This window comes from Flavobacterium sp. NRK F10 (assembly GCF_024054235.1).
GTDB lineage: Bacteria > Bacteroidota > Bacteroidia > Flavobacteriales > Flavobacteriaceae > Flavobacterium > Flavobacterium sediminis.
On record NZ_JAMXLC010000001.1, the window covers coordinates 3087684 to 3114176 of the forward strand.

The 26493-nt window shown below is 34.9% G+C and carries 18 protein-coding genes; 12 read left to right on the forward strand and 6 right to left on the reverse strand.

The annotated features are described in order from the left end of the window. Positions 1-5: 5 nt before the first annotated feature. Complete coding sequence (locus tag NHF50_RS14090; protein ID WP_109570694.1) at positions 6-710, reverse strand: 16S rRNA (uracil(1498)-N(3))-methyltransferase; 705 nt, start codon at positions 708-710, stop codon at positions 6-8. 4 nt (positions 711-714) lie between these two features. After that, positions 715-1737 carry a tRNA (adenosine(37)-N6)-threonylcarbamoyltransferase complex transferase subunit TsaD gene (tsaD, locus tag NHF50_RS14095; RefSeq protein ID WP_252777053.1) on the reverse strand — a complete coding sequence of 341 codons (1023 nt, stop codon included), beginning with the start codon at positions 1735-1737 and terminating at the stop codon, positions 715-717. 160 nt (positions 1738-1897) lie between these two features. Here tsaD and NHF50_RS14100 point away from each other — a divergent pair, with 160 nt between their 5' ends. From NHF50_RS14100 to NHF50_RS14120, 5 genes are all read left to right on the forward strand, one after another. Beyond that, a complete protein-coding gene (locus NHF50_RS14100; protein WP_245896430.1) occupies positions 1898-6340 on the forward strand; it encodes a translocation/assembly module TamB domain-containing protein in 4443 nt (1480 codons plus the stop codon). A gap of 126 nt (positions 6341-6466) precedes the next feature. Then, a complete protein-coding gene (pfkA, locus tag NHF50_RS14105) occupies positions 6467-7453 on the forward strand; it encodes a 6-phosphofructokinase (RefSeq protein WP_252777054.1) in 987 nt (328 codons plus the stop codon). Between the two features lie 30 nt (positions 7454-7483). Further along, positions 7484-8491 (forward strand): type I glyceraldehyde-3-phosphate dehydrogenase, encoded by a 1008-nt coding sequence (gene gap, locus NHF50_RS14110; RefSeq protein WP_109570258.1) that lies wholly within the window; start codon positions 7484-7486, stop codon positions 8489-8491. Between the two features lie 75 nt (positions 8492-8566). Beyond that, positions 8567-9418 (forward strand): BadF/BadG/BcrA/BcrD ATPase family protein, encoded by an 852-nt coding sequence (locus NHF50_RS14115; protein WP_252777055.1) that lies wholly within the window; start codon positions 8567-8569, stop codon positions 9416-9418. Between the two features lie 55 nt (positions 9419-9473). Continuing rightward, complete coding sequence (locus NHF50_RS14120) at positions 9474-9857, forward strand: methylglyoxal synthase (RefSeq protein ID WP_109570260.1); 384 nt, start codon at positions 9474-9476, stop codon at positions 9855-9857. Between the two features lie 42 nt (positions 9858-9899). Here the strand turns inward: NHF50_RS14120 and NHF50_RS14125 are convergent, their stop codons facing one another. From NHF50_RS14125 to NHF50_RS14140, 4 genes are all read right to left on the reverse strand, one after another. After that, entirely contained in the window at positions 9900-12062 is a 2163-nt protein-coding gene (locus NHF50_RS14125) for a DUF3857 domain-containing protein (protein WP_109570261.1), read from the reverse strand. Positions 12063-12071: 9 nt separating this feature from the next. Then, a complete protein-coding gene (locus tag NHF50_RS14130; RefSeq protein WP_252777056.1) occupies positions 12072-13973 on the reverse strand; it encodes a transglutaminase family protein in 1902 nt (633 codons plus the stop codon). A gap of 90 nt (positions 13974-14063) precedes the next feature. Then, the gene (locus NHF50_RS14135) at positions 14064-14444 is read right to left on the reverse strand and encodes a RidA family protein (protein WP_109570263.1); all 381 of its coding nucleotides are present in this window, start codon (positions 14442-14444) and stop codon (positions 14064-14066) included. 17 nt (positions 14445-14461) lie between these two features. Further along, positions 14462-17092 carry a putative LPS assembly protein LptD gene (locus NHF50_RS14140; RefSeq protein WP_245896432.1) on the reverse strand — a complete coding sequence of 877 codons (2631 nt, stop codon included), beginning with the start codon at positions 17090-17092 and terminating at the stop codon, positions 14462-14464. Between the two features lie 172 nt (positions 17093-17264). On the opposite strand from NHF50_RS14140, the gene NHF50_RS14145 reads away from it, so the two are divergent. The 7 genes from NHF50_RS14145 to NHF50_RS14175 all read left to right on the forward strand — a co-directional run bounded on the left by NHF50_RS14145 (position 17265) and on the right by NHF50_RS14175 (position 26493). Next, complete coding sequence (locus NHF50_RS14145) at positions 17265-18362, forward strand: N-acetylmuramoyl-L-alanine amidase (protein ID WP_109570264.1); 1098 nt, start codon at positions 17265-17267, stop codon at positions 18360-18362. 140 nt (positions 18363-18502) lie between these two features. Continuing rightward, on the forward strand, positions 18503-19471 hold the full coding sequence (locus tag NHF50_RS14150) for an MlaD family protein (RefSeq protein WP_109570265.1): 969 nt from the start codon (positions 18503-18505) through the stop codon (positions 19469-19471). 6 nt (positions 19472-19477) lie between these two features. Further along, complete coding sequence (locus NHF50_RS14155; protein WP_109570266.1) at positions 19478-20806, forward strand: (Fe-S)-binding protein; 1329 nt, start codon at positions 19478-19480, stop codon at positions 20804-20806. Positions 20807-20866: 60 nt separating this feature from the next. Beyond that, complete coding sequence (locus NHF50_RS14160; RefSeq protein WP_252777058.1) at positions 20867-21658, forward strand: (Fe-S)-binding protein; 792 nt, start codon at positions 20867-20869, stop codon at positions 21656-21658. Between the two features lie 3 nt (positions 21659-21661). Continuing rightward, complete coding sequence (locus tag NHF50_RS14165) at positions 21662-22147, forward strand: ABC transporter ATPase (RefSeq protein ID WP_252777060.1); 486 nt, start codon at positions 21662-21664, stop codon at positions 22145-22147. Positions 22148-22219: 72 nt separating this feature from the next. Next, positions 22220-23443: a phosphoserine phosphatase SerB gene (gene serB, locus NHF50_RS14170; RefSeq protein WP_109570269.1), complete on the forward strand. Its 1224-nt coding sequence runs from the start codon at positions 22220-22222 to the stop codon at positions 23441-23443. A gap of 137 nt (positions 23444-23580) precedes the next feature. After that, on the forward strand, positions 23581-26493 hold the full coding sequence (locus tag NHF50_RS14175; RefSeq protein WP_252777061.1) for a glycoside hydrolase family 3 N-terminal domain-containing protein: 2913 nt from the start codon (positions 23581-23583) through the stop codon (positions 26491-26493).

Below are 26493 nucleotides of genomic sequence, written 5' to 3' on the forward strand. Positions count from 1 at the left end.
GTCAGTTATTCATTTAACAGGGCAACCGTATGACATGCTACTAAAGCAGCTGTTTCTGTTCTTAAGCGAGTGTTGCCAAGCAATACAGCCTGATAGTTATTGGTTAAAGCTAATTCAATTTCTTTTTCGGAAAAATCACCTTCGGGACCAATTAAGATCAGGTATTCTTCTTTTGGTTTGATGCAATCTTTTAATGATTTTCGTTCGCTTTCCACACAATGGGCAATGAATTTATTTTGGGCAGTAGCCTTCTGAATAAAATCTTTAAAAGAAACCGGTTCATTGATTTTTGGCAAATAATATTGTAACGATTGTTTCATGGCTGATTGTAAAATCTTTTCAGCCCGGTCAGTTTTATAAACTTTACGCTCAGAATGTTCACAGATAACAGGTGTGATCTCCTGAATGCCTATTTCAGTTGCTTTTTCTAAGAACCATTCCAGTCGGTCGTTCATTTTTGTCGGTGCTACAGCAATATGTAAATGATATTCTGATTTAGGAAAAGAGCGGATCTCTGTGATTTTAACTTCACATTTTTTATCTGAAGCAATGCTAATCTCAGATGTAAATAAAGTACCTAAGCCGTTTGTTATAAAGACAATATCACCTTCGGATTTGCGTAATACTTTGACAATATGTCTGCTTTCTTCTTTGTCAAAAGTAAAGAAAGTATCCGAATCTTGAATGTTAGCGTTATAGAATAATTGCATGTGTTTAAAATTCGATTCTTGCTTTAGAAACAATATCAGAGTGACTGAAATTATGTTCTAAAAAATTATAATATCCCACAATGCCGATCATAGCCGCATTATCGGTTGTGTATTCAAATTTAGGAATAAAAGTTTTCCAGCCGTATTTTTTTTCAGCTTCTTTCAGCGTTTTACGAATTCCGGAGTTTGCAGAAACACCGCCACCAATAGCAATTTGTTTAATGCCGGTTTGTTTGACGGCTTCTTTTAGCTTATCCATTAATATATTGATAATGGTATATTGAATGGAAGCACAGATATCGGCTTTATTCTCTTCTATGAAATCAGGGTTTTCAGCGACTTTTTTCTGTATGAAATATAAAATTTGTGTTTTTAATCCGCTGAAACTGAAATTTAAACCATCTACTTTGGGTTTAGTGAACGGAAATGCCTTGGGGTTTCCTTCTTGGGCAAATTTATCAATTAGTGGTCCTCCGGGATAAGGTAATCCTAGTATTTTAGCAGATTTATCAAAAGCTTCACCCACCGCATCGTCAGTAGTTTCGCCGATTATTTCCATGTCAAAGAAGCTGTTTACTTTTACAATTTGAGTATGTCCTCCGGAAATGGTTAAAGCTAAAAACGGAAAGGTAGGTTTGTCAAATCCTTCTTCTGCAATGAAGTGAGCCAGAATATGTGCTTTCATATGATTGACGGCAATAAGAGGAATCTCTAATGCAAGGCTCATAGATTTAGCAAAAGAACCACCTACAAGTAAAGACCCCATGAGTCCCGGTCCTTGTGTAAAAGCGATACAAGACAGGTCATTTTTTCGGATTCCAGCTTTTTTTAAGGCAACATCTACAACAGGAACAATATTTTGCTGGTGAGCTCTGGAAGCAAGCTCCGGAACAACGCCACCATATTCTTCGTGAACAGACTGTCTTGCCACAATATTCGATAGTACTTTATCGTTAAGCAAAACAGCTGCTGAAGTGTCATCGCAAGAACTTTCTATTGCTAAGGTGTAAATGTTTTCAGTACTCATAAAAAAGGCATAAAATTTGATGAATTCTAACTTGTAAATATCTTACAAAATTCATTACTTTTGTTAAATTGTGTTTTTTGCTGATTTTTCAGCAAATTTACGAATAAAATAAGCTATCGGAAAAGTAAAAAAAATAATAGTTCGCACGGTAACTTACCTTTTGTTATTCTTACTGCTGTTAGGAATATTATTGTCGTTACCTTTTGTACAAACTTTTTTAGGACGTTATGCCACTGACGCACTGAATAAGGAGTTTGGTACGGATATTACTATTGATCGTGTGGCTATTTCTCCTTTCGGAAATGTAAAGCTGGGAGATGTGCTGGTAAGAGATCACCACAAAGACACGTTGTTCTATATAGAAAAACTTAATACTTCCATTTTAAATTTCAAAGCACTATACCAAAAAGGACATCCATATCTGGGAGAAGTCACCATTCACGGACTGGATACAAAGATCATCGAATACAAAGGAGAAAAAGAGACTAATCTGGATAAGTTTGTAGCAGCTTTTGACGACGGTACTCCTTCATCCGGTAAGTTCAGAATGAAAGTCGATGCCTTTAATGTTTACGAAAGCCGTTTTAGATATATCAATCAGAACCTGAATAATCCTAAACTTTTAGATTTTACGGATCTGGGAGGGAGGTTAGAAGATTTTTATATAAAAGGTCCGGATGTAACTACTTTTATAAAGGAACTGACATTGCAAGATTATAGAGGTTTAAAAGTAGAAAAACTGACTTCAGACTTTACCTATACGAAGAAGAATATCCTTTTGGATAATTTAGATATGAATTCAGAAGAATCTCATGTTGTCGGGAAAGTTGAATTGCGTTATAAACGAGAAGATTTTGCAGATTTTAACAATAAAGTTGTCTTTGATGCTGAGTTTGATAAAGTTTCAATAGCTTCAAATGATCTGAATTACTTTTATAATGAATTCGGGAAGGATAATGTTTTTTATCTGGATACACATTTGGTAGGAACATTAAATAATTTTACGACCCGGAATTTAAAGCTTCTGGATAAGAACCAATCAGAAATAGTAGGTAATGTTACGTTTCAGAATTTGTTTGCCAAAGAGGACTCTTTTAAGATAAAAGGAAACTTTACAAGGATCAGTTCTAATTATGGTAATTTAGGGAATATTTTGCCTCGTATTTTAGGTGAAAATTTGCCTAGTTCTTTAGCGAAACTGGGGAGTGTGAATATTTCAGGAGATGTTGAGCTTACTAATAAATACATCAATTCGGATGTTTATCTGGTATCTTCAATAGGAATAGTAGATGCCGACCTGAATATTCAGGATATTGATAATATCGATAACGCAAAATATCAAGGGGATTTAACGTTGAATAAGTTTAATGTCGGAATTCTTTTAAACGATGCTACGATCGGAACCGTATCCGGTAGTGCTAAAGTAGATGGACAAGGATTTACGCAGGAATATCTCAATACTTCAATAAAAGGGAAAATAGAATCCTTTTATTATAACAATTACAATTACCATAATGTTACAGTTGACGGAACTATGAAAATGCCTTATTTTAAAGGATATTTCAATAGTAACGATCCTAATTTGCGAATGGATTTTGACGGTGTGATCGATATGAGTTCAAAAATTAAAAATTACAATTTTGTTTCTCAAATTGATTATGCTGATCTCTATGCTTTGCATTTCAACAAAAAGGATACGATCTCCATTTTTAAAGGAAAAGTCAGTTTCGATGCAAAAGGAAATGGTTTTGATGATCTGGACGGGAAATTAGTTCTTGAAAATGTGTCGTATCAAAACATTAAAAAATCGTATTTCTTTAACGATTTTCAGATTACTTCTTCCTTTGATGAGGAAAAAGTGAGAACTATATCAGTAAATTCAACAGATATTATTCAAGGGAAGGTTGTTGGTAAATATAAAATAAATCAAGTAGTGAAAATGCTTGAAAATGCGGTAGGAAGTTTGTATGCTAATTATGTTCCGAATAAATTAGATAAAGAACAATTCTTAGACTTTAATTTTACGATCTATAATAAGATTGTGGAAGTTTTTGTTCCGGAAGTTTCCATTTCACAAAATACAAAGCTCAAAGGAAAAATCAACGGAGATAGCGGTAAGTTTGAACTGGATTTTACTTCACCGGAAGTCTTAGCCTTTAAGGGAACCTTTAGTAATATCAAAATAGATGTGGACAATAAGAACCCATTGTACAACACTTATGTCGTAATGGACAGTATGCGGGTGGGGAAATATAGGGTTTCCGATTTTAACCTGATCAATATTACCATGAATGATACGTTGTTTGTGAGAACAGAGTTTAACGGTGGAAATAAAGATCAGGATCAGTTTTCATTGAATTTATACCACACTATTGATGAAGATAAAAAATCAGTTGTAGGTTTCAAAAGATCTGAGATAAGATTGAAAGATTATTTATGGTTTATCAACGAGAAAGAAACGAATGACAACAAAATAGTTTTTGATAAAAAGTTAACAGATTTTAATTTTGAGAAGATCAGTCTTTCTCATAATGAACAATACATGAGTTTTTTCGGGACAATGAAAGATTCTACTGAAAAGGATCTTAATCTTGTTTTTCATGATGTAGATCTGGAAAAATTAACGCCTTCAATTGATAGCTTGTCTTTTAAAGGGAAACTGAACGGATTCAGTACGCTTAAGCAAAATAAAAAAATTTACAAACCGTCTTCCCGTATCAAGATTGACAGCCTGAGTATTAATAATTATCCGGTTGGAGACTTAGTGTTCAATGTTGAGGGAAATGATGATTTTAATCGTTTCGATGTAAAATCAGCGATCAAACAAAACGGAGAACGTACATTTGAATTGTACGGTGATATTACAAATGACAATGATAGTTCAAACCTGAATCTGGAAGCTTCATTCGATAAATTTTCACTTACACCATTCGGTCCTTTACTAAGTTCAATCGTTTCAGATGTCAGAGGAAATGCAACGGGAAAAGCAACTATTGCCGGAACCATTAATAGACCGGAAGTAGACGGTAGACTTTACCTGAATGATTCAGGTCTACGGATTCCGTACTTAAATGTAGATTATGAATTTGAGAAGAACGCTATAGTTGACGTTACGGAACACCAATTCTTATTCCGAAATATCAGAATAACTGATACCAAGTATAATACTTCAGGAATTTTAAACGGTAGTGTAAAGCATGAAGCGTTTGATAATTGGGAAATGGATTTGGAACTTAAATCTCATAATATCTTAGCTCTTGATACAAAAGACGATGATGATGTTTATTATTACGGGACAGCTTTTATGAATGGTTATGCAACCATAACCGGACCTACAGATGCTTTGTTTATTAATGTAGTAGGGGAATCGGAAAAAGGAACATCCATTAAAATTCCGGTAAATGATTCAGAGGAAATCGGAGATAATTCATTCCTGAATTTTATTACGCGGGAAGAAAAATTAAATGCAAAATACGGATACACAATTATTAAAAATAAATATCAGGGAATTGAGTTAAGTTTTGATTTTGATATTGATACTGATGCAGAGATCGAAGTAATTCTGGATCGGGAGTCCGGTCATGCTATGAAAGGGAGAGGATATGGTTCCATGAAAATGGAGATCAATACGCTCGGGAAGTTTTTAATGTATGGTGACTTTTTAGTTGAAGAAGGTGAGTACCGTTTCAAATATGCGGGATTAATAGATAAGAAATTCTCAGTAAAGAGAGGAGGAACCATTCGTTGGGAAGGAGAGCCTATGAATGCGATTCTGAATTTAGAAGCGGTTTACCACACACAGGCTAATCCGGGAGTTTTATTAGAGAGCGCTTCATTTAACAGAAAAGTGGATACAGATGTTTCTATTCTGATTAACGGTAATTTAAGCAATCCGCAGCCCGATTTCAATATTAATTTTCCAACGGTTAGCTCAGTACTGAAAAGTGAGATCGAATACCGTTTACAAGATAAAGATACACGTCAGAATCAGGCTTTTGCTTTATTGTCAACCGGTTCTTTTGTAACAGCAGAAACAGCAGGAAATGCCGCTTACGGACCTTTGTTTGAAAGAGCCAGTTCCTTGTTCAACGATATTTTTGCCGATGAAGACAGCAAGCTTCGCTTAGGAGTTGATTATAGTCAGGGAGACAGAGTTAATCAGGTTTCCGATAGAGTTGGGGTTACTTTAAACACTCAGATTAATGATAAGATTACTATTAACGGTAAATTAGGAGTTCCTGTAGGAGGTGTGACCGAATCAGTTTTAGTCGGAAACGTTGAAGCTCAAATGCAGTTGAGTAAGGACGGTTCGTTTAAAGCAAGAGTTTTCAATAAGGAAAATGATATCAATTATATAGGGGAAGGTATTGGTTATACACAGGGTATCGGTTTGACCTATAGCGTGGATTTTGATAACTTCCGGGAACTGATCAAAAAAATATTCAAAGCGAAAAAAGAAGAAGAATCTTCAAGTGATTCTTCTAATGATTTACCGGATTCTGATTTGCCACCGGACTTTTTAAATTTTGTCAATGACAGAAAACAAAGAAAATCAGATTCTAAAGATTCTGACGATGTGCAGAAAGTGCCGGAAATAGAGTAGAAATACGTTATTTATTAAAAAGTTATCAACGAAAACGTTTGAATTTTGCTGAAACGATAAAAATAGAGCCTATTAATTATTTTTTATTAATTTCCTTTTCTAAATTTACACTACAAAATGAAAAATATGTCATTAAACATTAAGAAAATTGCTGTTTTAACTTCAGGAGGAGATGCTCCGGGAATGAATGCTGCTATTCGTTCGGTTGTTAGAACTTGTGCTTTTCATCAAGTGGAATGTATCGGTGTGTACAGAGGCTACCAGGGAATGATTGAAGGTGACTTCAAGGAAATGGGACCTCGTACTGTTAATAATATTGTAAACAAAGGCGGAACGGTTTTAAAATCAGCTCGTTCTAAAGAGTTCATGACCGCAGAAGGTCGCAAAAAAGCTTATGAACATTTAAAAGCTGTCGGAGTTGATGCTTTGGTAGTTATAGGCGGAGACGGATCGTTTACCGGTGCGGAAGTATTTAATAAGGAATACGGTTTTCCGGTAATGGGAATTCCCGGAACAATTGATAATGACATTTACGGAACCAGTCATACATTAGGTTACGATACAGCTCTTAATACCGTTGTGGAAGCTATCGATAAGATCAGAGATACAGCCAGTTCTCATAATCGTTTGTTCTTTGTGGAAGTGATGGGAAGAGATGCCGGTCATATAGCATTAAATGCCGGAATCGGTGCAGGAGCAGAAGAAATTTTGATCCCGGAGGAAGATATGGGGTTGGAACGTTTATTAGAGTCATTGGAAAGAAGTAAAAGTTCCGGAAAATCATCAAGTATCGTAGTCGTTGCAGAAGGGGATAAGATCGGTAAAAATGTTTTTGAATTAAAAGATTATGTAGAAGAGAACCTGCCGGAATATGATGTTCGGGTTTCTGTTTTAGGACACATGCAACGCGGGGGAGCTCCTTCATGTTTTGACCGGGTATTAGCTTCAAGATTAGGAGTGAAAGCCGTAGAGTCTTTGTTAGAAGGAAAATCTAACTTTATGGTCGGACTTATCAGTGATAAAGTGGAACTGACTCCGTTAGAACAAGCTATCAAAGGTCATTATGAAATTGATAGAGAATTGTTGAGAGTTTCCGACATCATGTCAATTTAAAATAAAAGATAATAATTAAAAACAATAAAAATGTCAAAAGTTAAATTAGGTATTAACGGATTCGGAAGAATCGGTCGAATTGTTTTCAGAGAATCAATGAACAGAGATAATATAGAAGTAGTGGCGATTAATGATTTATTAGACGTAGATCACTTAGCTTACTTATTGAAATATGATTCAGTTCACGGAAAGTTTAACGGAAAAGTTGAAGTAAAAGACGGTCAACTTTATGTAAACGATAAATTCATCCGAGTTACTGCCGAAAAAGATCCGACTTTAATCAAGTGGGACGATGAAAAAGTAGATGTTGACGTTGTTGCAGAATGTACCGGTATTTTTACCACATTAGATAAAGCTCAGGCTCATATTAAAGGAGGTGCTAAAAAAGTAGTGATTTCAGCTCCTTCTGCTGATGCTCCAATGTTTGTAATGGGAGTAAATCATGAAAAAGCAACTGCTGCAGACGTGATCGTGTCTAATGCGTCTTGTACAACTAACTGTTTGGCTCCGTTAGCCAAAGTAATCAATGATAACTTCGGAATTGTAGAAGGTTTAATGACTACAGTTCACGCTACAACAGCAACTCAGTTAACAGTAGACGGACCTTCAAGAAAAGATTTCCGTGGAGGTAGAGCTGCTTTATTAAATATTATTCCGGCTTCAACAGGAGCAGCAAAAGCTGTTGGAAAAGTAATTCCTGAATTGAACGGAAAACTAACAGGTATGTCAATGCGTGTTCCTACTGCTGATGTTTCAGTTGTAGATTTAACTGTAAAATTGGCAAAAGAAACTTCGTACGAAGAGATCATGAAAGTTCTAAAAAATGCTTCAGAAACGTCAATGAAAGGTATTTTAGGTTTTACTGAAGATGATGTGGTTTCTCAGGATTTTATTTCAGATTCTCGTACGTCAATTGTAGATTCTAAAGCAGGAATCGGTTTGAATTCAACATTCTTTAAACTGGTTTCTTGGTACGATAATGAGTATGGATATTCGAGTAAGTTGTTAGATTTATCTGTACACATTGCTTCTTTGTAAAAAGAGTAGTAGTTTTAATCCTTTGTTCTTGATTTTCAAGGCAAAGGATTTTTAATTTATCTAACGCCTAACAAAATGAAATTAATAGTAGATAGCGGATCAACTAAGGCCGACTGGATTGCTATAGATGAGAGTGGGAAAGTATTGTTTACTACCCAAACACTTGGCTTAAATCCTGAGGTTTTGTCTAAAGAAGAAGTTGTAAAACGACTGAACGACAAGTTTGATATTTCGCATAACAAACAAAAAGCAACGCACTTGTATTTTTACGGTGCAGGTTGTGGAACAGACAGAATGAAAAACTTTTTAGCCGAAGTTTTTAAAGGTTATTTTGTCAATGCTGATGTAAATGTTCATGAAGATACTTATGCTGCAGCTTATGCTACGGCTCCTAAAGGACAGCAAGCCATTATCAGCATTTTAGGAACCGGTTCAAACTGTAGTTATTTTGACGGTGAGGAATTGCACCAAAAAGTACAGTCGTTAGGTTATATAGCCATGGATGATTGTAGCGGGAACAGATTCGGACGTCATTTGTTAAGAGGTTATTTTTTTAATAAAATGCCGGAAGATCTGGCTAAAGAATTTGAAAAGGAATTTAATGTAGATGCCGATTTTGTTAAGAATAAATTATACAAAGAACCTAACCCTAATGCTTATTTAGCGACTTTTGCTAAATTTTTGATCAGACACAAGGATTCAGAATTTTGCAGAGCCTATATCTTTGAAGAAATGGAAGCTTTTGTAGACAACTATATCAAACAGTTTGAAAATTATAAAGAAGTTCCTGTTCATTTTGTAGGGTCTATCGGTTTTTACCTGAAAGACGAATTAAAAGAAATACTGGATAAACACGGAATTGTCTTAGGCAATGTTTTAAGAAGGCCTATAGACGGATTAATCGAATACCATGTATTGAATAAATAAAATAGAAACCACGTTTTTAACGTGGTTTTTTTATATTTACTAAAATTATTTGTTTATGAAGAAACCTTATGAGATAGCCGTTATTGCACACGATGGAAAAAAGGCTGATATGGTACAGTTTATTAATAAAAACAAAGAAATATTAATACGCGAGAAAATAAGGATCATTGCTACCGGTACAACCGGAGGTAAAGTAGAAAGTATTGGAATTAAAGTAAAGAAAATGCTTTCGGGACCGCAAGGAGGTGATGCCCAAATAGCGGCAAGAGTCGCTGAAGGAAAAACGGATATGGTTCTGTTCTTTAAAGATCCTAATTCCAGTCATCCGCACGAACCGGATATCAATATGTTGATCAGGATTTGTGATGTTCACAATGTTCCTTTGGCAACTAATGAAGCTACTGCACAACTTTTATTGAATGCTTTAACTATCGATTAAAATATAAAAGGGAAGTTTTAAACTTCCCTTTTTTTTTATTTCTTATAACTTTTTAAGTAAAATCTTTTCCTGAGTGAACTGGTAAGCAGTGTCAAGGAAGTCGATCATTTGAGACCAGTTGGTAACAGGTTCATAATTGTGATTGTATTTCTTCGTTGCATGTATGGTTAATACATTTTCTTTTATTTCAGCAGTACTGATAAAAGAACCGGTAGCATTACTTACATTTTTGTTGAACTTGTCAATTCCGGAAACAGTATAACCGTCAGGTATTGTTAAGTTGATCGTATAATCAAAAGCTCTTGGAAAACTCATGTAAATATTATTGGTCCTGTCTTTTTCTTTGTCTTTAATATCTACTTGCGAATCAATTAATTTTCCCAACTCAATAATATAATTAGACCCCGCTTTTTTAATAAAGTTGTCTTTGATCTTGAAGCTTTCACTGAAAGAAAGAGGAGTGTCTTTTCCGAATCTTCCGGTATTGATGATTTTAAAACTCAAATCTTCTATTTTAGTCTCAAACTCTTTTTCAAGTTCCTCCTTAAATTTTTCAGTTTGCTTATCCTTTAACTTAGTTAATAAAGCGTCGTATTCTTTTTTATACTGTTCTTTTCTTTTTTTGTTTTTTACTAAGTCTAACAAAGGTGTTGTGCCGTATTTTTCATAATCTTCGTTAACATAGTCGTAAAAATTGATTTTACTTTTTTGTTCAAATTCTTTATTATGACCGTAAAGGTCTGTTTGCTTTTCAATCTGAAGACTGCTGAAATTGTCAGTTAATTTAACATTAGTCACTGTAGCAGAATGATTATCAGTATTTGTGGAATGAGGAAGAGTAATTTCTTCTATATCCGTTACTTTTTTACTTTTAGCGACTTTAAGCGCATAAGCTTGTGTACCTTCAATTTCTGAATCAAATTGATTCGGTACACTGAAAGAGTCTAGTGAGCTCAGATAGATCGGATTAGGTGTATTTATTTTTAAAAGGACTTTCGCATTTTGCTGAATTAAAATATCCTTGATGGGACCATTTTCTCTTCCAGTAGCAATGATGATCTCATAATCAATTTTACTTTTCTTTAGATATTCCATGAAATAGTTAATAAAATTTTCCTCAGTTCTAAAGAAAATAGGGTAGTCATACAAATTATAAGGATACGATATAATTTTAGCTTCATCAACTACAAAAGCCTCAATATAACGGGTGAAGTACTCATGTCTGATAAAGTAATAAACAGCCATTATCTTTTCTTCTTCTGAAGCAAATGTTTTTCCTTTCAAAAATTCGTTTACCGGTTTTAATTCCCCGTTAGGAGAAAATTTTGAATCATAATAATTAAAAATGTCTTCTTTTGTAACAACACTTTTTATAATGTTTTCTTTTTCCGGTAAGAAGGCATCTGCTCTTTTTTCAAATTTTCCGGAACGGGCAAAAAACACCTGAAATTTATAGCATGGCATTTCTACCAAAGGTAAGAACCATCTGGGGAAATCATTTTTTTCAATATCCTGAGCCACTAATTCATAGATTCGGTCATTACCTTTTTTAGTTTCTACTTTTTTTAAAGGAGGAGCTCCGTTATACGAATTGAAGTTTACAAAAAAGTCATTCTCTGTTTTAAAAAGAATTTTCAGGTTTAAAACCGGATAGTTTTCGCCTAAAGTGGTTTCCACCGGTGCAAATCCGTATTCTAATACGGAAACAAAAGGCTCAACAGTATGAAAATAATAATCAATAATATCACCCACCTCAAGGTTGGATATAGCAACTTTTGTAGAGCCGTCTTGTTTTACAGCCTCTTTATTTACATCAATTTCAATTTCTTTTCCATCCGGTTTGATGATTTTAACCCCTACAGTCACTTCACTGCTTTTTCTGTTGTAATAATAGGCTCCGCGATTAGAGATAAAGTTGGATTCAAAAGAAAATTCAGAAAATCGTTTAACAGCTGCCTGATCGAGTAATTTTATTCTTTTTCTGACAGAAGAAGTATAAGTTACTTTAGCCATGAACTTATGAAAGTCATAATTCTCATTTTTATAAATGATAACGGCCGATTCATTTTTGTATTTGTCGGGTACTGAGGTTACATTTTTGTACGGATCATCTGCTCCCCAATACAATTCTTTGATCTCATCGGCTTTTTGAGCATTTAGCATAATGCTCATCAGGCTAAAACATAATAAAAGGTATTTTTTCATGTAGTAAAATTATTTTGATAGTACGATTTGTTCTGAGTAAAGACTTGAGAACTCTTTAAAATTTTTATTCCAGTTCTCAAAATCAGCTTTTCTGATTTTTCCGGAACTAAAGTCAAATATTTTGCGATAGATAATTTGATTTCCTTTGGTCTCAAAAGTCATTGAAATGGTATAATCATCACTTTTAAAAGATCTGTTTTCCGGTAATTTTGTTACTTTATATCCGTCAGGAATATTAAAAATAGTGGTAATGTCATCAAAAGGTTTAAAGCTGAATACAAAATCTTCCTCCCGGGTTTCAAAATCATAGCCTTTATATTCTTTACTGTAATCAAAATCGACATAGATCTCATTATCAAAAGAAGATACCTGATTTTTTAGGGTGCAATCATAATCAATGATCAATTTAATGTCCCGGTTACTTAGATCAGATGTTTTAATAGTTGTAATAGCGTTGTTTTTGTCACCTCCGGACAAATACCAGTTAAGTGCATCTTCCTTTTTATCGTTTTTAATGTGGTTGTAAGCATATAAGAAAGAGGCTTTAGATTCGCCTGCTAATTCCTGATGTACATGCCCTACAAGGTCTTCATCAGCGATCGTATAAGTGATTGTTTTAGTCTCTTTGTTAAAAGCAGAAGGTTGGGTAGGAATTCTGTCAAGAATATACTGTTCTCCGTCTTCTATTAAAACCTGTTTACCTTGTATGCGATTAGCATATTCGCCTAATGAATTGTATTTCTCTGTACCATCCAGAAAATAGTGCTTTCCGTCTTTAAACCATGCACAAATCATGTGATTGTCTACAGAAAGTGAAGGCAGATCATAGCTATAGGCAATGTGATTGGTTCCTATCCAGCAAAGCCGGGCATCAAAACCGGCTTGTTTAAGCATTTGCTTAATTAAATTTGCCATACCCTTACAATCACCGTAGCGTTTAGTAAAAACATTATTGGATTCGTCAGGTTTAAAACCGGCTATACCGTCTTCAAATGCAATGTAGCGGATGTTGTCTTGTACCCAATAATAGATATTTTTTACTTTCTCTTCATCGGTCTTAGCATCTTTAGTCAATTCTTTAACTTTTTCAGCATAAACAGTAGGATCATCTTCCATAGAATCGATCAATGATTTATACCATTTATATAAGTCAGCTGTTTCATTAAACAGAGTTGTGGTTTCTTTCCCGTGCGTAAATGATTTGGCAAGGAACAGTAGGTGAGGGTATAAATAACTTGGTCCGGGTTTGTTTTCTTCTTTTGCTCCCGGTTTCAGGTTCTTTATTACGTATTTGTAAGTAGTACTTTCAGCAGTCGAATTAACGGTTTTGGTAATATCATGTCCTTCAAAATTGAATTCTTTGATCTCTAAGTTCAACCATTTAGGAACCGTTATAACAACTTCTTTGTCGATTACCGGATATTCATCATTGAAATATAGTGTGGTAAAGTATTTTATATCATTTGTTTTCTTTTCCATATCGTAAAGGTAAGTATAGCCTTGAACCGGAAAATCCAACTGATAATATTTCACGCGTGCATCATTATAAAAAAGATCATTGCTCTTATAAAATTCATCCACAGGAAAAAAATTTGCTTTTCTACTGTTCTTAAATTTAATTGAGAAAGTATTGATCTCAGATTCACTGTCGTAGAATTCATATTTATGAATATCAGCTCTGCTGTTGATGTTCAGTAATCTTTCCGATACGGAATGGTTGACTTCTACTTTTTCATCGTTTCTGCTGGTAGCAAAAGTTACTTTTTCTGTACTTTTAAGGATAGCTACATCAGATTTGTCATAGATTGCTCTTAATTCCTGAGCTTTTTTTATTTCAGTAGGTGAAGGGTTAACTCCTTGTCCCCAAGTAAAGAGACCGGTTAATAGGAGCAAAGAAGTAATTTTTTTCATTTAACAATCATTTTTGCAATAGTAATGAAAAAAATACTTCCAAAAAACACTTTAAAAGGTAAAATTTATCTTTTAAATGAAAAGACTAGACTATTGAACAGCGATTACAGAGATTTCGATATTCACATTTTTAGGTAAACAAGCTACTTGTACTGTTTCTCTTGCCGGAGCGGTTTTTTCATCAAAATACTGACCGTAAACACCGTTTATTTTTGCAAAATTTCCCATATCGCTAATGAATATAGTGGATTTAATAACGTTTTCAAATGACATGCCCACTTCTTCTAAGATAGCTTTTAAATTTTGCATAACCTGTTCCGTTTCTATTTCAATAGAATCTAAAACTAACTCTCCGTTAGACGGATTTATGGCAATTTGACCTGAAGTGTATAACGTGTTACCTACTAATACTGCTTGATTATAAGGTCCGATAGGAGCTGGAGCTTTTTCAGTGTAAATGATCTTTTTCATATTTTTGAAGTAAATTATTATCTAAAAACTCTATCCGGTAGCTGACGTTTTTCCCATTTGATGTCGCTTAACATTGAAGAACTGATCCCGATAAAGAAGCCCCAATAAGTATTAGTGCCGAAAGGAACCCAGTTAAAGCTCATTCTCCAGCTTTCAAGATCGCGTTCAAACCTTAGTTGGGTAAAAGTAACACCTTTTTGCTTAAAGTCATAACCGGATGAAAAACCTACTTTCCATCTGGGGGCCAGTTCAACATTACCGGAAGCCATTAAGGAGTTGGAAGATATTTCGTTTTGACGGTTGTTGTTGCTATAAGTAACAGAGTAAGCAACCCTCAGATCCCAAGGAAGTTTTGTGTTGTACCATTCATAATCACCGCTGCTTCCTTCTTCTTCCTCATCTTTATTGAATAGACTCTGCCTGTTATCACTTAAATCAGATCCTGTTCCGAACAAATCATCTGTTCTTCCTCCGTTTAAGGCTGTTTGATTGTTCTTAGTATCATCACTTTTTTTATCACCGCCTTCTAAATCTTTACTGGAGAAGGAATAGTTCAATGTCATATTAGCGCTTGTCATTCTAAACAGACTTCCGCCGTTATCGATGTTAAAAGTATTGATTCTGGTTCCTGAATTATCAATAGCATAAGGATCTAAAGTCGTTGCAAAATTAACATTCATTTTTTGTTTGAAGAATTGTGTTCCCCCTGAAACTCGTAAAGGTGACCAAGCTAAAGAATCTGCAGCTAAATTGTAACTGGTAGAGAAATTTAAGTTATTTAAAAGCATAACTTTTTTAGGCTCGCCGGTTTTGCTTTCATCATCTCTTACTTTTGCTTCAAAAGTATTGTTCAAGGAAAAACCTAAGCTATTAGCATAAGTTCTGCCTGGAGCACCGAAGATGCTGTTTTCAAATTTGGTATATTCCAAATAGTTATTGCCTGTAGCATCAATAGCATAGGTGTCATAGTATTTTTCAAAACTAGGGGTATAGCCCCATGAAACATTAGGACGCATAACATGTCGTATAGCCTGGATCTTCTTATCTTCACCAAAAGTAAACGTACCATAGATAGAAGTTCCTATTCCGGCGCTGAAATTGTAGGTTCTATACGCTTCAAAACCTTTGATATCTTCAGTAACAACAGCATTTTCTGTCGGGCTGAAACTCTTTTTGATCGTGTTTAATGTCCAAACTTCATTGTAATTAGCTGTTGTAGAGACACTAAAATACCTGAAAACTTTAAAGTTTGTACTTATAGGAATAGTATGTTGGAACCCTGTTTTAGCATCTCTGAACATCTGAGGTTTAAAAAACAACGAATCGTAAGTAGTAATCCTGTTTTCGCCTCTTAGATTATATTGTAAATTGATATTTTTTATGAAACCTTTTTTAGTTCCGTCTTTCGGAGCAAAAGGATAAACTCTGTCAACACTTAATTGAAGTGTCGGTAATGTCATATTGATTTGTTCGGTGTTTGTATTTTGATTGTGAGTAGCTGTAAGAGATAGGTTGACCTGAGGAACGGTCTGAAATGTCTTGGAATAAGAAATAGAGGAACTCAAGTTGTTGTTCAGACTGGAACCGACATTGACCATGTTTACGGACTGCCTGTAATATTGACTACTTCCTAAGTTCACAGAAGCTGAGAATCTCGAATTTGCAGCAGCTTTAGAGTCTTGACTATGACTCCATTGAATGTTATATTGTTTGGAAACGGCATAATCAGGAAGTCCTCTTTCACTCTGAATGTTGTTCTCAAATCTGAAATTCATTCTTCCGTTAAATTTATAACGCTTGGCATAACTACTTTCAAAACGTAGTCCATAACTACCGTTCGTATAATAATCACCTAATACGGCTAGATCATAATAATCACTTAACGCAAAATAATACCCGCCGTTCTGAAGGAAATATCCTTGTTGGTTAGATTGTCCCGGAGTAGGAAGGATAAACCCGGAAGTACTTTCATCAGTCATCGGGAAATAAGCAAAAGGTAACCCGATAGGGGTAGGCACATCAGCAATGACCATATTGGTTAAACCGGCAACTACTTTCTTTTTCGGTACAAATTTTACTTTTCGGATCAAAAAATAATATTCCGGATCGTCTATGTTCTTTGAAGTGGTAACTCTGGCATTTCTCATGAAATAAACAGAATCGTTTTCACGCTTAGAGATTTCTGCCTTTATGTTCATTTCTCCTTGTTTGGTACGTGAATTCCAAACCAAGGCTTTCTTTGTCTTGAAATTAAAGCGAATAGAATCGGGTTCTATGACATTGTTCCCTTGTTTAAATACAGGATACTGCGAATAATTTCCGGCACTGTCTTTTATTCTTCCGGCATATACTTCACTTTTATTATAATCCAAAACAATGATACCGGATTTTAATTCAATATCGGTGTAGTATAATTCAGCTTCATTATATAAGGTAAGTTGTTTGTTCTTCTGATCGAATTTTTCGTAATCTTTAGCGACACGTTTTACAATACCCTCTAAAGTAGGTTTCTTAGGTTTTACACTATCTTTTTTTATACTATCCTGAACGGTCTCGACCGTATCTTTTACATTAGCAAAAAAATCTTCGGAAACATGAATGGAATCAGCTGCTTTGATTTCTTGCGAAAAAAGAGCCTGGTTTCCCATTGTTAGAAAATATGCTAATAAAACGATATTAAATAACTTGTTATGCAATCCTATAAATAGTATTTTTGTAAAAAATTGGCTTGCTTTTTGCCGTGTCAAACTTACATATATTTTTTTGCAAAAATAAGCTTTTAATAAAATTATAACGAAGCTAGAAAAAACCTTAGGGCGTATGAAACGAAATATTGGAGTAAAAGTGTTGATTTTAATGTTGGTAACCAGCATGTTTCAATTTACAAACGCACAATACAAAAATAAATTTAAAATTGTTTTAGATGCCGGGCACGGCGGAAAAGATCCCGGAAACTCTTATCATGGCTATGTAGAAAAAAATATAGCATTAGCCACAACCTTACTCGTAGGAAAGTATTTGGATAAATATCCGGATATTGAAATCCTATATACCCGTAAGACGGATGTTTTCATTGAGCTCAAGGACAGACCCAAGTTAGCCAATGAAAATAATGCTGACTTATTTGTTTCTATTCACTGTAATTCAGTTAAAAATCTGGCACCTTTCGGAACGGAGACTTTCGTAATGGGACTGAATAGGAGTTCAACCAATTTAGAAGTGGCTAAACAGGAAAACTCTGTAATCTTATTAGAGAAGGACTATAAAGAAAAATATAACGGATTTGATCCTAATAAACCGGAAACCTTGATCGGATTAAAAATACTTCAGGAAGAATATTTAGATCAAAGTATTGCTTTAGCATCAATAATCGAAACAAAGTTTACTAAGAAGTTAAAAAGAAACAGCCGGGGAGTTAAACAATCGCCGTTGTGGGTACTGGATGCTTCTTATATGCCGAGTGTATTAATCGAATTAGGTTTTTTGTCAAATAAAACTGAAGGGTCTTATCTGAATTCGACTAAAGGAAAAGAAGAAATGGCTCAGGCAATTGTTGATGCAGTACTGGAATATAAAAAAGAATATTTTGATTCGTCTTCTTCTGAAAAGAGCAATACGGTACAAGAAGCGAATGACACTGTAAAAACAACAACTGTATCAAAGAAAGGAATTACGTTTAAAGTACAAATAGCAGCCAGCGGAAGAAAATTAGAAACGAGATCGTCTAATTTTAAAGGGCTGAAAAATATTTCGAGAGAGCAAAGCGGATCTTTATATAAATACTTTTACGGCAGCGAAGATAGTTACGATGAGGCTCAGGATCGTTTAAAAGAGGCGAAAGCAAAAGGCTATAGCACCGCTTTTATAGTAGCTTATAAAGACGGAGTAAAAATTAATATGTCGGATGCTATTAAATAAAATAAAGTTTTATTTTTGTTAAAAAATGAAGAGCTTTGCAATTAGAGCTCGTCTCGGTCGGCTTTTATATAGAAATGAGCAGTCCTGAATACCTGAAATTAGAATTGTTTCTTCTTTCAGAAATATGAAAATCAAATTGGATGAAACTATCAAGAGAAATTAAAACGGCTATTTTAGTCATTTCTGCCATTTTATTGTTTATTTGGGGGTATAACTTTTTAAAAGGTAAAAACTTATTTGACACCAGTAAAAAATTATATGTAGTGTATGATTCGGTAGAAGGCTTAGAGCCTTCTTCATCTATACGTTTAAAAGGAGTAACCGTGGGTAGAGTTAATTCGTATGAATTTCTTGAAAACAGAAAAGTAGTAGTTGAAATGTCTATTACTTCAAATTATCCGATTTCTAAATCAAGTGTTGCAGAACTCAGAGGTACTTCACCATTGGGAGGCAAAGAAATAATTATTGTAGCAAATGATCAGGATCCGGAGTTGGCCGAATCAGGGGATTATTTAAAAGCATCTTCTAAACTGGGTTTAACAGATGCTTTAGCTAAACAAATTGAACCGCTAAAAGATAAAATCGAAAGATTACTGGATAATGCTAATGTACTTTTTGCTAACTTTAATGAAGTTTTAGACGATAAAACTAAAAGTAATCTGAAAAATAGTATTGCTGAGTTAAATAAAACGATGACTCAGTTTAGTTCGGCTTCTAAAAGCTTGAATCAATTGTTGGCAGAGAATAAAATGAAATTAAACAGTACAGTAAGCAATTTAGATAAAACAACTGCAAATTTTGCCGTGTTATCTGATTCGTTATCAAAAGCTCATTTAGGAGAAACCGTTAAGAACTTAGAGAAAACCTTAGCAAACGTAGATAAGTTGATGAATGATATGGAGCAGGGTAAAGGTACAATGGGAAAATTAATGAAAGACGAAACTTTGTATACTAATTTCACCAAAACTTCTAAAGAACTGGAATTGTTACTACAAGACTTAAGACTTCATCCTACACGCTATATCAATGTGTCTGTTTTCGGAAAAAAGAACAAACCTTATGAAGCGCCGGAAGTAAACGAAAATAATGAACAAATCAATAATAAGTAAACACCTATGAGTTTTTTACCTAACATTCTTTTTGCAATTATTCTCTTTTTGGGAATCGGTTTTTTTGTAAAAAATGTCAAAAAGCTAATTCGTAATATCAAATTAGGTCAGGATATTGACCGAACTGATAATAGTTCTGCCAGATGGAAGAATATGGCAATGATCGCTCTTGGCCAATCAAAGATGGTGAAACGTCCGGTAGCCGGTTTTCTGCATATTTTAGTATATGTGGGTTTTGTGATCATCAATATTGAAGTTTTAGAAATTATTATAGACGGATTATTCGGAACGCACAGAGTATTTTCCGTTTTAGGAGGGGTATATAATTTTCTGATCGGTTCTTTTGAAATTTTAGCATTGCTGGTTGTCGTAGCAGTAGTAACTTTCTGGATCAGAAGGAATATAATTAAGATCCAGCGTTTTTGGAAACCGGAAATGAAAGGTTGGCCTAAGAATGATGCTAATTATATCCTGTATTTTGAAGTAGTATTGATGTCCTTGTTTTTATTGATGAATGCTGCTGATTTCCATTTGCAACATGTAGCCGGAGGTTTCGGACATTACCATGAAGCAGGAAGTTTTCCTGTTTCCCAAATTATCGCTCCTATTTTTGACGGAATGGATAATAGCGCTGTTTTTATGATCGAAAGAGCTGCCTGGTGGTTGCATATCTGTGGTATTTTGGTATTCCTGAACTATTTATACTATTCAAAACACTTACATATCTTATTAGCATTCCCGAATACGTATTTTGCAAACCTGAATCCTTACGGACAGTTTGATAATCTGGAGAGTGTAACAAACGAAGTAAAAATGATGATGGATCCGAATGCTGATCCGTTTGCCGCTCCAGCTGATCCGGATGCCGTTCCTGCCAAGTTCGGTGCTTCTGATGTTCAGGATCTGAATTGGGTGCAATTGCTTAACGCTTACACCTGTACGGAATGTGGACGTTGTACATCCTCTTGTCCGGCTAATTTAACCGGTAAAAAATTATCTCCGCGTAAAATTATGATGGATACAAGAGACAGGCTGGAAGAAGTAGGGAAAAATATTGATGCTAATGGCGGTAAATTTGTAGATGACGGAAAGTCTTTGTTAAACGATTATATCACACCGGAAGAACTTTGGGCTTGTACGACATGTAATGCCTGTGTAGAAGAATGTCCTGTAAATATTAGCCCATTGTCGATCATTGTTGAAATGCGTCGTTATTTAGTTATGGAGCAAAGTGCTGCTCCGATGGAATTAAATAATATGATGACCAATATTGAGAATAACGGTGCACCATGGCCTTATAGCCAAATGGATCGTTTGAACTGGAAAAATGAATAAGTAAAGAATAACCAAATAGATAAGTTAAGATAGCAACTATCGATTCAAAATAGTAAAAGTATGTCAGAAAATTTAATTGTGCCTACAATGGCCGAAATGATGGCTGAAGGGAAACAACCTGAGATTTTATTTTGGGTTGGTTCTGCAGGTAGTTACGATGACAGAGCAAAGAAAATTACCAGAGCTTTTGTAAAAATATTGAATAAAGCAAATGTGAATTTTGCTGTTTTAGGAACTGAGGAAAGTTGTACCGGAGATGTAGCGAAAAGAGCAGGAAATGAATTTTTATTTCAAATGCAAGCTTTGATGAATATTGAATTACTCAACGCTTACGAAGTAAAAAAGATCGTAACCTGTGATCCTCATTCATTCAATTGTTTAAAAAACGAATATCCGAGCTTAGGCGGTAAATACGAAGTAATTCACCACACACAGTTCCTTCAGCAGTTATTGAAGGAAGGTCGCATAGATTTCAACAAGGAAACGTATAAAGGAAGCCGTATCACGTTCCACGATCCGTGTTATTTGGGAAGAGCAAACCAAGAATACGAAGCGCCAAGAGAAGTACTGTCTCAGACCAATGCTGAGATCGTAGAAATGAAGCGCAGTAAAAGTACTGCTCTATGCTGCGGAGCAGGAGGAGGCCAAATGTTTAAGGAACCAGAAAAAGGAGATATGGACATTAATGTGCTTAGAACTCAGGATGCACTTGAAACAAAGCCAAGTATCATTGCTACCGGATGTCCTTATTGCAATACGATGATGACAGACGGTGTGAAGTTCAGCGAAAAAGAAAGTGAAGTAAAGGTTTTAGATATAGCCGAAATAATTGCTAATGCCCAAGATTTATAAGTCATGTATGTACCTTTCGAATCTTTACCGCAACATTCCCGCATTTGGATCTATCAATCCAATAGAAAATTAACCGATGAGGAAGTAGCTGAAATAGCTTCGGCAACTCAGGAATTTATCGAAAACTGGTCAGCTCACGGAAAAGGCTTAGAAGCTTCTTTTCTGATCAAATACAACCGATTCATCATTATTGCTGTTAATCAGGAAGTACAGTCGGCAACGGGTTGTTCTATAGATGCTTCAGTCGCTTTTATTCAAAGTTTGGAACAAAAGTATCAAATCGACCTTTTAGACAAAATGAACGTCACTTTTAAATTAGGAGAACATATTGCTCATAAGCCTTTGATTGAATTTAAAAAAATGGCAAAAGAAAAAGCAGTATCTGCTAATACTATAGTATTTAATAATCTGGTGAATACTATTGAGGAGTGGCAGGATTTTTGGGAAGTGCCGGCCGGGGAAAGTTGGCATAGCCGGTTTTTTAAGTAAAACTATAATCGAAAAAGAGCAAATTACTTTATTTTTTTAAACTCTCTCTTTATATAAACTGACATAAGTACTATGGATAGTGAGATCTTTTTGTTAAATATTTCGGGTCAGGATAAACCGGGGCTGACATCTTCTTTAACAGCCGTTTTAGCCTCTTACGGCGCCAAGATTTTAGATATCGGGCAAGCTAATATTCACAATACACTATCTTTAGGGATCCTTTTTCAGATTAAGTCAGGAAAAAAGTCAGCAGCAGTTTTAAAAGACTTGTTGTTTAAATCGTATGAGCTTGGTATCAAAGCTAAGTTTAAGCCTATCTCACTTGAAGATTATGAAAATTGGGTAAAACTACAAGGTAAAGATCGCTATATCATAACGCTTTTAGGCGAAAAATTAACAGCAGAACAAATATCAGAAGTAACCAAAGTTATTTCAGAAAAGAATCTGAATATTGATGCGATCAAGCGTTTAACAGGAAGAGCTTCTCTGATAAAAGAAGATGAATATCCCAGAGCATCCATACAATTATCCATTCGCGGAGCAATTCACAACAAAGCCGAATTTACAGAAAGATTCATGCAGATATCCAGAGAACTGGATGTAGATATCGCTTTTCAGGAAGATAATATTTTCCGTAGGAACAGACGTTTGGTTTGTTTCGATATGGATTCCACTTTGATACAGGCAGAGGTAATTGATGAACTGGCAGAACTGGCAGGTGTGGGCAAACAAGTAAAAGCTATTACAGAATCTGCCATGCAAGGCGAAATAGATTTTAAAGAAAGCTTTAAACAGCGTATGAAACTCTTAAAAGGCTTAAGTGAAGAAGTTTTGAAAGAAGTTGCCGTTAATTTACCTATAACAAAAGGAGCCAGAAGGTTGATTGGAACTTTAAAGGCTAATGGCTTTAAAACAGCAATACTTTCAGGAGGATTTACATATTTCGGTCATTATTTGCAAAAGGAATTAGGAATAGATTATGTTTTTGCAAATGAACTGGAAATAAAAGACGGAGTTTTAACAGGCGGTTATATCGGTGAAATAGTTGACGGGGAAAGAAAAGCCCAGTACCTGAAAGAATTAGCACAATTAGAAGGTATAGATATTAACCAAACCATAGCAGTTGGTGATGGTGCTAATGATTTGCCAATGATAAATTTAGCCGGATTAGGAATTGCTTTTCATGCTAAACCGAAAGTAAAAGACAATGCACAAAGCTCCATATCAAGTATCGGGTTAGACGGTGTATTGTACTTATTGGGGTACCACGACAGACATATAGACCTGGTAGATTAAAAGTCAAATAAGGGATAATTTCCGTAGTCGTTAACAACTTTCTTTATAAAATAAACGTAAAACACTTTATTTTAAAAAAGATAAATAGTAATTTGGCATAGATTTAGTTCTCATTAAAAAGAATCAAATTTTTATTTATGCGACAATTTTCAACACTACTTTTACTGGTAGTTTCAATACATATATCTTATTCTCAAACCAGAACCAATATTTCGTTACCCAACACATCTGATCTGCAAAAGAAATGGGTAGATAGTATTTACAATACAATGTCCTTTGAAGAAAAAGTAGGGCAGTTGTTTATGGTTGCGGCCTATTCCAATAAAAATGAAAGCCATTACAAAGATATTGATGATTTAATCGAAAACTATAAAGTGGGAGGACTGATCTTTTTTCAGGGCGGTCCGATTCGTCAGGCGCAATTAACAAATCGTTACCAACAAAAATCCAAAGTTCCTTTGTTCATCGGCATCGATGCCGAATGGGGATTAAGCATGCGTTTGGATTCTACATACCGTTATCCATGGAACATGACATTAGGAGCCATTCAGGATTATAATTTAATCCGGGAAATGGGAAAACAAATGGGGCGGCAGTCCAAACGAATGGGAATCCATTTTAATTTTGCTCCGGTTGTCGATATAAATACCAATCCTAAAAACCCGATCATCGGCAATCGTTCTTTCGGAGAAGATAAGGTCAATGTGACCAATGCGGCTGAAGCTTTAATGTTAGGTTTGCAAAGCGAAGGTGTTTTTGCTACGGCAAAACATTTTCCAGGACATGGTGATACCGAAACTGATTCTCATCAAACATTACCTTTGGTAAATTTTGACAGAGAAAGATTGGATAATGTAGAATTGTATCCTTATAAAGAATTGATTAAAAACGGATTAGCCAGCATTATGGTGGCGCATTTGAATGTGCCGAGTTTAGAGCCGAGAGAAGGGTACCCCACATCTATTTCGTATGATGTGGTGACTAAATTGCTTAAAAAAGAGTTGAAATTCAACGGATTAATATTTACAGATGCCTTAAATATGAAAGGCGCCAGCAATTTCAAAGAACCCGGAGCTATTGATTTGGAGGCTTTTTTGGCCGGTAATGATGTATTGCTTTTTGCTGAAAATGTTCCGGTGGCTATTGAAAAATTTAAACAAGCACAAGCCGACGGAAGTCTTACTGAAGCAAGATTAGCCGAATCGGTAAAAAAGATTCTGGCTTATAAATACAAAGCCGGATTGAATAAATATAAACCTATTGAACTGGAAAATCTGTATAATGACCTGAATGCTCCCGAAAACGATGCTTTAAACTATTTGTTGTATGAAAATGCTCTGACTTTATTAAAGAATAAAGACAAGATAATACCGGTTAAACAACTGGAGAAAGAAAGAGTAGCGTATGTTAAACTAGGCGATGCCGAGGCTTCAGATTTTTTCAAAAAGTTGAATGACTATACAGAAGTAACTGAAATTAAAGGAACAAACTTAGATTCTGTTTTAGTGGATCTAAAGAATTATACTAAAGTGATTATTGGGTTCCACAAAGCTGACGGAGCCTGGAAAAATCATAATCTAAGCTTTAAAGAGCAAATGTGGATCAGTAAGATAGCAAAGCAAAATAAAGTTATCCTGACCTTTTTTACGAAACCTTATTCTTTATTAAAGATCAGTAATTTTGAAAATATTGAAGCAGTTCTTTTAGCGTACCAGAATAATTATTTCGGACAAACTGTTGCAGCAGAAGCAATTTTCGGAGGTATTGGCTGTAAAGGAAAAATCCCGGTTTCTATAAATGATATTTTTTATACTAATGATGGTTTAACTACCACAGAAATGAACCGTTTGTCCTTTGCAAGCCCTGAGAATGTAGGAATGAATTCCAAAACCTTACAAAAAATAGATTCCATTGCTGCCTATGCCATAGCTCATGAAATGACGCCGGGAATTCAAGTATTGATAGCCCGAAAAGGGAAAGTGATATTTCAAAAATCGTATGGTTATCATACCTATGAAGATTTAGTTCCTGTAAAGAATACAGATCTGTATGATGTGGCTTCTTTGACTAAGATCTTAGCTACTTTGCCTAATGTGATGGTTCAGTTCGACAAAGGAAAATTGAAACTGGACACAAAGTTGAGTACAATGTTGCCATCCTTTAAAAATTCCAATAAAGCGAATGTAAAACTGGTTGATATGCTAACACATCAAGCCCGATTTCAGGCGTGGATCCCTTTTTATAAAGCCACTTTAGATTCTTTGGGGCAACCTAGTGATAAATATTACAGAAAAACATATTCTAAAGAATTTTCTATTCAGGTCAGTGAAAATTTATTTTTACGAAAAGATTATCAGGATTCCATCGTTAAGATCATTGCAGACAGTGAATTATTACCCAGAGTGCAGTATAAGTACAGTGACTTTTCATTTATCTTAATGAAAGAATATTTAGAAAGAACAACCGGAAAAAAATTAGACAAGTTGGCTAAAGATAACTTTTATTCTATTTTAGGAGCTTACAGAATGACCTATAACCCTTTACACAAATTTGATGTAAGTGAAATTGTTCCGACGGAAAAAGATAACTATTACCGCTATACTACATTACAAGGTTATGTACACGACATGGGCGCAGCAATGCAAGGAGGAATAGGTGGTCATGCCGGTATTTTTGCAAATAGTATGGATGTAGCCAAAATGATGCAGATGTATCTTCAAAAAGGAAAATACGGGGGACATCAATTCTTTACCGAAGCTACGTTCAATAAATTCAATACCTGTTATTATTGTAAAGATGAGAACAGGAGAGGAGTAGGATTCGACAAACCGCAATTAGGGCAATCCGGACCTACCTGTGGCTGTGTTTCCATGACCAGTTTCGGGCATACCGGATTTACGGGAACTATGGCTTGGGCCGATCCGGAACAGGAGATCGTTTATGTATTCCTGTCTAACAGAACCTATCCGGAAGCTAAAGTAAATACGCTTTCCAGAGAAAATATCAGAGAGAATATTCAAGAAGTAATTTACCAATCAATAGAGCAATAA

Excerpts from the sequence above, each read along its gene's own strand:
- NHF50_RS14160 (WP_252777058.1), top strand. The coding sequence starts at position 20,867 with ATGTCAGAAAATTTAATTGTGCCTACAATGGCCGAAATGATGGCTGAA.
- pfkA (WP_252777054.1), top strand. The coding sequence starts at position 6,467 with ATGTCATTAAACATTAAGAAAATTGCTGTTTTAACTTCAGGAGGAGAT.
- NHF50_RS14090 (WP_109570694.1), bottom strand. The coding sequence starts at position 710 with ATGCAATTATTCTATAACGCTAACATTCAAGATTCGGATACTTTCTTT.
- tsaD (WP_252777053.1), bottom strand. The coding sequence starts at position 1,737 with ATGAGTACTGAAAACATTTACACCTTAGCAATAGAAAGTTCTTGCGAT.
- NHF50_RS14135 (WP_109570263.1), bottom strand. The coding sequence starts at position 14,444 with ATGAAAAAGATCATTTACACTGAAAAAGCTCCAGCTCCTATCGGACCT.
- NHF50_RS14130 (WP_252777056.1), bottom strand. The coding sequence starts at position 13,973 with ATGAAAAAAATTACTTCTTTGCTCCTATTAACCGGTCTCTTTACTTGG.
- gap (WP_109570258.1), top strand. The coding sequence starts at position 7,484 with ATGTCAAAAGTTAAATTAGGTATTAACGGATTCGGAAGAATCGGTCGA.
- NHF50_RS14140 (WP_245896432.1), bottom strand. The coding sequence starts at position 17,092 with ATGGGAAACCAGGCTCTTTTTTCGCAAGAAATCAAAGCAGCTGATTCC.
- NHF50_RS14155 (WP_109570266.1), top strand. The coding sequence starts at position 19,478 with ATGAGTTTTTTACCTAACATTCTTTTTGCAATTATTCTCTTTTTGGGA.
- NHF50_RS14175 (WP_252777061.1), top strand. The coding sequence starts at position 23,581 with ATGCGACAATTTTCAACACTACTTTTACTGGTAGTTTCAATACATATA.
- NHF50_RS14150 (WP_109570265.1), top strand. The coding sequence starts at position 18,503 with ATGAAACTATCAAGAGAAATTAAAACGGCTATTTTAGTCATTTCTGCC.
- NHF50_RS14125 (WP_109570261.1), bottom strand. The coding sequence starts at position 12,062 with ATGAAAAAATACCTTTTATTATGTTTTAGCCTGATGAGCATTATGCTA.
- serB (WP_109570269.1), top strand. The coding sequence starts at position 22,220 with ATGGATAGTGAGATCTTTTTGTTAAATATTTCGGGTCAGGATAAACCG.
- NHF50_RS14115 (WP_252777055.1), top strand. The coding sequence starts at position 8,567 with ATGAAATTAATAGTAGATAGCGGATCAACTAAGGCCGACTGGATTGCT.
- NHF50_RS14165 (WP_252777060.1), top strand. The coding sequence starts at position 21,662 with ATGTATGTACCTTTCGAATCTTTACCGCAACATTCCCGCATTTGGATC.
- NHF50_RS14120 (WP_109570260.1), top strand. The coding sequence starts at position 9,474 with ATGAAGAAACCTTATGAGATAGCCGTTATTGCACACGATGGAAAAAAG.
- NHF50_RS14145 (WP_109570264.1), top strand. The coding sequence starts at position 17,265 with ATGAAACGAAATATTGGAGTAAAAGTGTTGATTTTAATGTTGGTAACC.